This is a genomic window from Amycolatopsis sp. NPDC028719 (assembly GCF_055565395.1).
Genome location: NZ_JBVHUL010000012.1, coordinates 196621 through 205704 on the forward strand (window position 1 = coordinate 196621; position 9084 = coordinate 205704).

A 9084-nucleotide genomic window follows, 5' to 3' on the forward strand; every position below is an offset into this window, starting at 1 on the left:
GGTCCGTGAAGGCCTCCTTGTCGGCTTCTTGAGCCGGTAAGGAGGCCTTCACGGCATTTCGGGCACGCCGCAAAACCGTGCGTGACCAGCGCGTCTTCTCGAACGTGGGCCACTCGGCCGGGTACCGTCACCAGTTGTGCGGACAATCCTCGAACGTCCTCCGGCGCACGTCTGCGCGGCTTTCGGCGGCGTTGGCGACGCCGCGGAGCCACTGCCGGATTCGACGGCCTGGCACTGCGGCGACCTCGTGTTCAAGCCGGTCACCGACAAGGCCCGGACCCTGTGGACGGCCCGCGCGCTCGACTACGTCCACGAACCGGGCCTGCGGGTCGCGAAACCGGTCCGCTCCAGCGACGGCCGCTGGATCGTCGGCGGCTGGACGGCGTCCCGGTTCGTTCCCGGCACGCCGGAGCACCGCGGCGACGCGTCGGTGCTGGCGGCGGTGAAACTGCACCGCGCGACCATCGGCCTGCCCCGCCCGGACTTCCTCGCCGGCCGGCGCGACATCGACGCGGTCGCCGACCGGGTCGCGTGGGAAGAGCTCGAGGTCCCCCTGGAAGAGACGAAGGGCGGCCGCTGGTTCGAGGTCCTCGCCGGCGCCCGCCGCCCGATCAGGCTGCCGCTGCAGGTCGCCCACGGCGAGCTCCTGGCCGGGCTGCTGTTCGACGGCGACGCGGCCCCGGGCGTCGTCGACTTCGTCCCGTACTACCGGCCGGGCGAGTACGGCGCGGCGATCGTCGCGGTGGACGCCCTGGCCTGGGGCGGCGCGACGCGCGAGCTGCTGGAGCGGTGGGCGCACCTGCCGGAGTGGCCGCAGCTGCTGCTGCGCGCGGTGCTGTTCCGGCTGGCGTCCAACGCGCTCAACCCCCGGTCGACGCAGGCGTCGCTGGACGGCCTGCGAGCGGCCGCCCGGGAAGTCAGCGGCGTGCTCTGAGCAGTGTGACCCGCCCCACGAGCGGTTCCGCGTTACGCGGGCGTGAACGGCACCGGCCCGAGCCGGGCACGGCACCTCCCGCTGGGCCGAATCCCTGTTGGGACGCGACGCGGCCGCCACCGGGATCATCGCGGCAGCGCACCGGGGCCGCGTCCGCGGACCGCCATCTCACCGCCGGGGCCGCGTGACTTCCGCTGCAATGTCAACTGCCTGAAACATTCGGTCGAATCCGGTTAACACGGCCTCCTTAGCGTCAGGGCAATCCCGAACGCCGAGGAGGTGCCCGTGCCGCAGGTCGACACCCACTGCCCGTACTGCGCGTTGCAGTGCGGCATGACCCTCGACGGCGCCCGCGTCACACCGCGGGACTTCCCGGTGAACGCCGGCGGCCTGTGCCAGAAGGGCTGGACCGCCGGCTCGCTGCTGACCTCGCCGCGGCGGCTGACCACCCCGATGATCCGGGTGGACGGCGCGCTCGAGCCCGTCAGCTGGGACTTCGCCCTCGACTTCGTCGCACGCAGGCTCCAGGACCTCCAGCGGGACCACGGCCCCGACGCCGTCGCGATCTTCGGCGGCGGCGGGCTCACCAACGAGAAGGCCTACCTGCTCGGCAAGTTCGCCCGGGTCGCGCTCGGCACCTCGCAGATCGACTACAACGGCCGCTTCTGCATGTCCTCGGCCGCCGCGGCCGGGATCAAGGCGTTCGGCGCGGACCGCGGGATGCCCTTCCCCGTCACGGATCTCAAGAACGCCGACGTCGTGCTGCTCGCCGGGGCGAACCCGGCCGAGACGATGCCGCCGTTCACCCAGCACCTGCGCGGCACCGACCTGATCGTCGTCGACCCGCGGCGCACCCCGACCGCCGAGCTGGCGAGCCTCCACCTGGCCCCCGCGCCCGGCACGGATCTCGCGCTGGCGCTCGGCATCCTGCACGCCGTCGTCGAAGGCGGCCACCTCGACCAGTCCTATGTGGACGACCGGACCGGCGGCTTCGCCGAGATGTGGCGGATCGCCGCGTCGTGGTGGCCGGAACGCGCCGAGCGCGTCTGCGGGGTTTCGGCCGCGGACATGCGCCTCGCCGCCGCCAAGCTGGCCGCCGCCCGCAACGCCTACGTCCTCACCGCCCGCGGCGCCGAGCAGCACGCCACCGGCACCGCGACCGTCGGCGGCTGGATCAACCTCGCGCTCTCCCTGGGGTTGCCGGGCCGGCCGGGCTCCGGTTACGGCTGCCTCACCGGCCAGGGCAACGGCCAGGGTGGCCGTGAGCACGGCCAGAAGGCCGACCAGCTGCCCGGCTACCGCAAGCTCGACGACCCGGCCGCGCGCGAGTACGTCGCCGGTGTCTGGGGCGTCGACCCGGAGAGCCTGCCCGGACCCGGCCGGTCCGCCAGTGAACTCCTGGAAGCGCTCGGCCAAGAGAATGGGCCGAAGGCGCTGATGGTGTTCGGCAGCAACGTCGTCGTGTCGGCGCCGCGCTCGCAGCGCGTCCAGGACCGGCTGGGTGCCCTGGACTTCCTCGTCGTCGCGGACTTCGTGCTGTCGGAGACCGCGGCCATGGCCGACGTCGTCCTCCCGGTCACGCAGTGGGCCGAGGAAGACGGGACGCTCACCAACCTCGAAGGCCGCGTCCTGCTGCGCCGCAGGGCCCTGGACCCGCCGGTCGGCGTCCGGTCCGACCTGGACGTCCTCAACGGCCTGGCGAACAGGCTGGGGCAGCCGGAGAACCGGTTCCCCAGTGACGCCGAGACGGTGTTCGAAGAGCTGCGAATCGCGTCCAAGGGCGGGATCGCCGACTACTCCGGCGTCAGCTACGAGCGGCTCCGCAACGGTGAAGCTCTGCACTGGCCGGTCCCGGAGAACGACCACCCCGGCACCCCGCGGATGTTCCTCGAGTCGTTCGCCCACCCGGACGGCCGCGCGCGGTTCGTGCCGGTCGAGCACACCGGCCCGGCCGAGCTGCTGGACGACGAGTTCCCGCTGCAGGCCACTACCGGCCGCGTGCTGCAGCACTACCAGTCGGGCGCCCAGACCCGGCTGATCGACGAGCTGAACGACGTCGTCCCGGAGGCGTTCGTCGAGGTGCACCCGGACACGGCGAAGCGGGCCGGGCTCGAAGAAGGGGACCCCGCGAGGATCCGGTCCCGGCGCGGCGAGACCGTCGCGAAGGTGCGGTTCGTCCAGAGTCTCCGGCCCGACCTCGTCTTCGTCCCGTTCCACTTCCCCGGTGAGCAGCGCGCGAACCTGTTCACCAACCCGGCACTCGACCCGGTCTCCCGGATGCCGGAGTTCAAGGTTTGCGCCGTTTCCCTGTCTACTGTGGATGGTGCCGCATGAGCCCCCGTGAAGTCGTCATCGTCGGGTACGGCATGGCCGGTGCCCGGCTGGCCGACGAGATCCGTCGCCGTGACCCGATCGCCGAGCGGGTCCGCTTGACCGTGCTCGGTGCCGAGAAGCACGCCGCCTACAACCGGGTGCTGCTGTCCGCCGTCGTCGCCGGCGGGATGAGCGCCGAGAGCGTCCGCCTGCACGACGACGAATGGGCCGCGCGCCACAACATCGACCTGCGCCTCGGCGTCGACGTCACCCGCATCGACCGCGAGAAGCGCTGTGTCGAGCTCGGCGACGGATCCACAGTGGACTACGACGCGCTCGTGCTCGCCACCGGCGCGAACCCGTGGATCCCGCCCGTCGAAGGTCTCGAAGCCGGGCCGGGCGTGGTCGCGTTCCGCAGCCTCGACGACTGCGCCAAGATCCTCGACGCCGCCCGCTTCGGCGCGCCGGTCGCGGTGCTCGGCGGTGGCCTGCTCGGCCTCGAAGCGGCCCGCGGCCTGGCCGGGCGCGGCAACCAGGTGACCGTCGTGCACCCGCTCGGGCACGTCATGGAACGCCAGCTCGACGCGGCCGCCGGGCACGTGCTGGCCCGGCAGCTCACCGACATGGGCGTGACGTTCAAGTTCGGCGCCACCGCGGCCCGCTACCTGCCCGGCGACGGCCTCAAGCTCGACGACGGCACGCTCGTCCCGGCCGACCTGGTCGTGGTCGCCGCCGGTGTCCGCGCCGAGACGAGCCTGGCCGTCGACGCCGGCCTCGACGTCGACCTGGGGATCCTGGTCGACGACGTCCTGCGCACCAGCGACGGCCGCATCCACGCCCTGGGCGACTGCGCGCGCCACCCGGGCGCCCCGGCCGGGCTGATCCAGCCGGCGTGGGAGCAGGCCGGGGTGCTCGCCGACGTCCTGACCGGCACGAACGCTGCCGCCCGCTACCGCGGCACCACGGCGGTCACCCGCCTCAAGGCGCGCGGCATCGACCTCGCCGCGCTGGGCGAGACGCAGCTCGAGGCCGGTACCCCGGACGCCGAGGTGCTGACCTTCAACGACCCCACCGGCGGGCGCTACGGCAAGCTCGTCGTCCGCGGGAACCGCGTCACCGGCGCGATCCTGCTCGGCCTGCCCGACGCGGCCGCGTCCATCACGCAGTTCCACGACCGTGGCACGCCGCTGCCCGACGACCGCCTCGGGGTCCTGCTGGGCCGCGCGCTGCCCACCGGCAGTGCCCCGGCGGCCAGCCCGGCCGACCTGCCCGCGGCGGCGGTCATCTGCCGCTGCAACAACGTCACCAAGGGCCGGCTGATCGAGGCCTGGAAGGCCGGGGCCACCGACACTCCCGCACTGGCGCGGGCCACGCGAGCCACGACGGGCTGCGGCGGGTGCACCGACGCCGTCGGCGGCATCGCCAACTGGCTCGCGGCGCAATGACCACTCGAACCCGCACTGAGGAGAACACCGTGGCACACCAAGGAAAGCACTGGATCGAGCACTGGGAACCGGAGAACGAGGAGTTCTGGGAGTCGACGGGCAAGAAGGTCGCCCGCCGCAACCTCTGGTTCTCCGTGTTCGCCGAGCACATCGGCTTCTCCGTCTGGACCCTGTGGTCGGTCATCGTCCTGTTCATGGGCAAGGACTTCGGCTTCTCCGCCGCCGACAAGTTCCTGCTCGTCTCGACGCCGACGCTGATCGGCGGCCTGATGCGGCTGCCCTACACCTTCGCCGTGGCGAAGTTCGGCGGTCGCAACTGGACGGTCGTGTCCGCCGCGCTGCTGCTGATCCCGACGATCCTGGCCGCGGTCGTGCTGCACCCGGGGACGTCACTCGGCACGTTCCTGCTGGTCGCGGCGCTCGGCGGGGTCGGCGGCGGCAACTTCGCGTCGTCGATGACGAACATCAACACCTTCTACCCGGAGAAGCACAAGGGCTGGGCGCTCGGCCTCAACGCCGGTGGCGGCAACCTCGGGGTGGCGGCCATCCAGCTGGTCGGCCTGCTGGTGATCGGCACGGCGGGCGCGACCGCGCCTCGGATCGTGCTCTTCGTCTACATCCCGCTGATCGTGGTCGCGGCGGTGTGCGCGTACTTCTACATGGACAACCTCGCCACCGTGAAGGGCGACACCAAGGCGATGCGCGAGGTCGTCAAGGACCCGCACACGTGGGTGATGTCGTTCCTCTACGTCGGCACGTTCGGCTCGTTCATCGGCTACAGCTTCGCGTTCGGCCTGGTGTTGCAGAACCAGTTCGGCCGCACCCCGCTGCAGGCGGCCGCGGTGACGTTCCTCGGCCCGCTGCTCGGCTCGCTCTCGCGGCCGGCGGGCGGCTGGCTGGCCGACCGGATCGGCGGCGGCAAGATCACCTTCTTCACGTTCGTCGGGATGGCGCTGGCCACGGTCGTGCTGATCCTCGCGTCGACGTCGAAGTCCCTGGCGCTGTTCACGGTCGCCTTCATCGTGCTGTTCGTGCTCACCGGCGTCGGCAACGGGTCGACGTACAAGATGATCCCGGCGATCTTCCGGGCGAAGGCCCGCACGGCGATCGCGAACGGCGCCGAGGAGGCGGCCGAACTGCTCAAGGCGCGACGGCTGTCGGGTGCGCTGATCGGCCTGGCCGGCGCGATCGGCGCCGAAGGCGGCCTGTTCATCAACCTGGCGTTCCGGCAGTCGTTCGCCGACGCGAAGAGCGGCGTCCCCGCCTTCATCGGATTCCTGGTCTTCTACGGGCTGTGCTTCGCCGTCACCTGGGCGGTCTACCTGCGCAAGCCCGCCGAACAGCCCACGAGTGAGCGCGGTCTGGCGCTCGCGGGAGCGGAGGTCTGAGATGCCCACCCTGGTCGTCGCCGGACACGGCATGGTCGCCCACCGGCTCGTGGAGGCGGTGCGCGCGGAAGACCCTTCCGGCAACTGGCACATCGTCGTCCTGTCCGAGGAGCCGCGCCCGGCGTACGACCGGGTGGCGCTCACGTCCTACGTGGACACCTGGGACCCGGCTTCGCTCGCGCTGCCCGGTTCGGATTACGCGGGTGACCCGCACGTCGACCTCCGGCTCGGTGAGCCGGCGGTTTCGGTCGACCGGGACGCTCGCACGGTCACCACGGCGTCCGGCGCCGTCGTTTCCTACGACGCGCTGGTCCTGGCCACCGGCTCGCGGCCGTTCGTACCGCCGGTGCCGGGCCACGACCTGGCCGGCTGCTTCGTCTACCGGACCATCGAGGACCTCGACGCGATCCGCGCGGCGGCGGTCGACAAGCCGGGACGCGGGCGCCGCTCGGCCGTCGTGATCGGCGGTGGCCTGCTCGGCCTGGAAGCCGCGAAGGCGCTGCGGGACATGGGACTTTCCCCGCACGTCGTCGAGATGGCACCGCGGCTGATGCCGCTGCAGGTCGACGAAGGCGGCGGGTCGCTGCTGCGGCGGCTCATCACTTCGCTGGACGTGACTGTCCACACGGGAACGTCCACCGACGCCATCGAGGCCGACGGCTCGCGGCTGGTGGCGCGCCTGGGCAACGGCACCGAACTCGACGTCGACCTCGTCGTGTTCTCCGCCGGCGTCCGGCCGCGCGACGACCTGGCCCGCCAGTCGGGTCTCGAAGTGGGCCCGCGCGGCGGGGTGCTGACCGACGCTTCCTGCCGGACGAGTGACCCGGCGGTGTACGCGATCGGGGAGTGCGCGGCGGTCGACGGGCGCGTGTACGGCATCGTGGCGCCCGGGTACGCGATGGCCGAGATCGTCGCGGCCCAGCTCACCGGCGGTTCCGGCGAGTTCCCGGAGCCGGACACGTCCACGAAGCTGAAGCTGATGGGCGTCGATGTGGCGTCCTTCGGCGACGCCCACGCAAAGACCGAGGGCGCGCTGGAAGTCGCCGTCAACGACGCGGTCGCCGGCACCTACAAGAAGCTCGTGGTCACCGACGACGGCAAGACCCTGCTCGGCGGCGTGCTCGTCGGCGACGCGACCGAGTACAACACCCTGCGCGCGCTGGTCGGCCGTCCGCTGCCGGCCGAGCCGGGCGCGATCCTCGCCCCGGCCGGCGGCGGTGCCGCGGTCGGCGTCGACGCGCTTCCGGACGCGGCGCAGATCTGTTCGTGCAACGCGGTCTCGAAGGGCGCGATCACCCGCGCGGTCCACGAGGACGGCTGCGACACCGTTCCGAAGCTCAAGGCGTGCACCCGTGCCGGCACCGCGTGCGGCTCGTGCGTCCCGCTGCTGGGCAAGCTGCTCAGCGCCGCCGGCGTCGAGCAGTCGAAGGCGCTGTGCGAGCACTTCCCGCAGTCGCGCGCGGAACTGTTCGAGATCGTCCAGGCGACCCGCATCACGACGTTCAGCGAGCTGATCGCCCGCTACGGTTCGGGCAGCGGGTGCGCGATCTGCAAGCCGGCGGTGGCGTCCATCCTGGCCACGCTGGGCAACGGCCACGTCCTCGGCGGCGAGCAGATGACGTTGCAGGACACCAACGACCGGTACCTGGCGAACCTGCAGCGCAACGGCACGTACTCGGTCGTCCCGCGGATCCCCGGCGGCGAGATCACGCCGGAGAAGCTGATCGTGATCGGCCAGGTGGCCCAGGACTTCGGGCTGTACACCAAGATCACCGGCGGTCAGCGGATCGACCTGTTCGGGGCCACCGTGGACCAGCTGCCGCTGATCTGGCGGCGGCTGGTCGACGCCGGGTTCGAATCGGGGCACGCGTACGGCAAGGCGCTGCGCACGGTCAAGTCGTGCGTCGGGTCGACGTGGTGCCGCTACGGCGTGCAGGACAGCGTCGGGCTCGCGATCGAGCTGGAGCTGCGGTACCGCGGGCTGCGGTCGCCGCACAAGCTCAAGTCGGCGGTCTCGGGCTGTGCGCGGGAATGCGCGGAGGCGCGCAGCAAGGACTTCGGCATCATCGCCACCGAGAACGGCTGGAACCTCTACGTCGGTGGCAACGGCGGCACGACACCTCGGCACGCCGACCTGCTGGTGTCCGATGTGGACACCGCGACGTTGATTCGCACGATCGACCGGTTCCTGATGTTCTACGTGCGCACGGCCGACCGGCTGCAGCGCACGGCGCCGTGGATCGAGGAGCTCGACGGCGGCCTCGACCACCTGCGCGCGGTGATCGTCGACGACTCGCTCGGCATCTGCGAAGACCTCGACGCGGCGATGGCCAAGCACGTCGACAACTACGCCGACGAGTGGAAGGGCGTGCTGGAGGACCCGGAGAAGCTGGCCCGGTTCACCTCCTTCGTCAACGCGCCGGGCACCCCCGACCCGGCGATCTCGTTCCGCTCGGAGCGCGAGCAGAAGGTGCCGGTCATGCTGGGTGTCCCGGAGGTGCGGCGATGACGACGTCGATCGAACGAACCTGGACGGCGGTCTGCGCCGCCGAGGCGGTCCCCGAGTACACCGGGGTGGCGGCGCTGCTCGACGGCGGTGTGCAGGTGGCGATCTTCCACCTGCCGGGCGACCGGTGGTACGCACTGTCCAACTGGGACCCGTGCAGCGGCGCGGCGGTGCTCTCGCGCGGCATCGTCGGGGACGCGGGCGGGGTCCCGGTCGTCGCGTCGCCCGTCTACAAGGAACGGTTCACGCTCGACAGTGGACAGTGCCTGGACGCCGAGGACGTCTCCGTTCCGGTGTACGAGGTGCGCGTGCGAGAGGGCGTGGTCGAAGTGGAGAGCCCGTGACCGGTGTTCTCCCGCTGACCGGGTTCGTGGTCGGCATCACCGCGGCGGGGGGGGGGGGGGGGGGGGGGGGGGGGATGGGGGGGGAGGGGGGGAGGGGGGGGGGAGGGGGGGGGGGGGGGGGGGGGGGGGGGGGAGGGGGAAGGGGGGAGAGGAA

6 protein-coding genes are annotated in these 9084 nt (G+C 72.0%); all 6 read left to right on the forward strand.

Annotated elements, in window-relative coordinates; all coding sequences use genetic code 11:
• Positions 1 to 136 precede the first annotated feature (136 nt).
• The 6 genes from ACZ4TR_RS41240 to nirD all read left to right on the forward strand — a co-directional run bounded on the left by ACZ4TR_RS41240 (position 137) and on the right by nirD (position 8930).
• Entirely contained in the window at positions 137 to 934 is a 798-nt protein-coding gene (locus ACZ4TR_RS41240; protein WP_465293550.1) for a TIGR02569 family protein, read from the forward strand.
• 285 nt (positions 935 to 1219) lie between these two features.
• Entirely contained in the window at positions 1220 to 3268 is a 2049-nt protein-coding gene (locus tag ACZ4TR_RS41245; RefSeq protein ID WP_465293551.1) for a molybdopterin oxidoreductase family protein, read from the forward strand.
• Positions 3265 to 4692, forward strand: a complete 1428-nt coding sequence (locus tag ACZ4TR_RS41250) for an FAD-dependent oxidoreductase (protein ID WP_465293552.1) — start codon at positions 3265 to 3267, stop codon at positions 4690 to 4692. Before ACZ4TR_RS41245 ends, ACZ4TR_RS41250 begins: the two co-directional genes overlap by 4 nt.
• Positions 4689 to 6080: a nitrate/nitrite transporter gene (locus ACZ4TR_RS41255; RefSeq protein WP_465293553.1), complete on the forward strand. Its 1392-nt coding sequence runs from the start codon at positions 4689 to 4691 to the stop codon at positions 6078 to 6080. The genes ACZ4TR_RS41250 and ACZ4TR_RS41255 overlap by 4 nt, the downstream gene beginning before the upstream one ends.
• Before the next feature lies 1 nt (position 6081).
• Positions 6082 to 8589, forward strand: coding sequence for a nitrite reductase large subunit NirB (gene nirB / locus ACZ4TR_RS41260; protein WP_465293554.1), 2508 nt, complete (start codon positions 6082 to 6084; stop codon positions 8587 to 8589).
• Positions 8586 to 8930 (forward strand): nitrite reductase small subunit NirD, encoded by a 345-nt coding sequence (nirD, locus tag ACZ4TR_RS41265; RefSeq protein ID WP_465293555.1) that lies wholly within the window; start codon positions 8586 to 8588, stop codon positions 8928 to 8930. Before nirB ends, nirD begins: the two co-directional genes overlap by 4 nt.
• Positions 8931 to 9084 lie beyond the last annotated feature (154 nt).

Bases quoted from the DNA above. Each gene is read 5' to 3' on its own strand.
- nirD (WP_465293555.1), top strand. From the start codon at position 8,586: ATGACGACGTCGATCGAACGAACCTGGACGGCGGTCTGCGCCGCCGAG.
- ACZ4TR_RS41250 (WP_465293552.1), top strand. From the start codon at position 3,265: ATGAGCCCCCGTGAAGTCGTCATCGTCGGGTACGGCATGGCCGGTGCC.
- nirB (WP_465293554.1), top strand. From the start codon at position 6,082: ATGCCCACCCTGGTCGTCGCCGGACACGGCATGGTCGCCCACCGGCTC.
- ACZ4TR_RS41255 (WP_465293553.1), top strand. From the start codon at position 4,689: ATGACCACTCGAACCCGCACTGAGGAGAACACCGTGGCACACCAAGGA.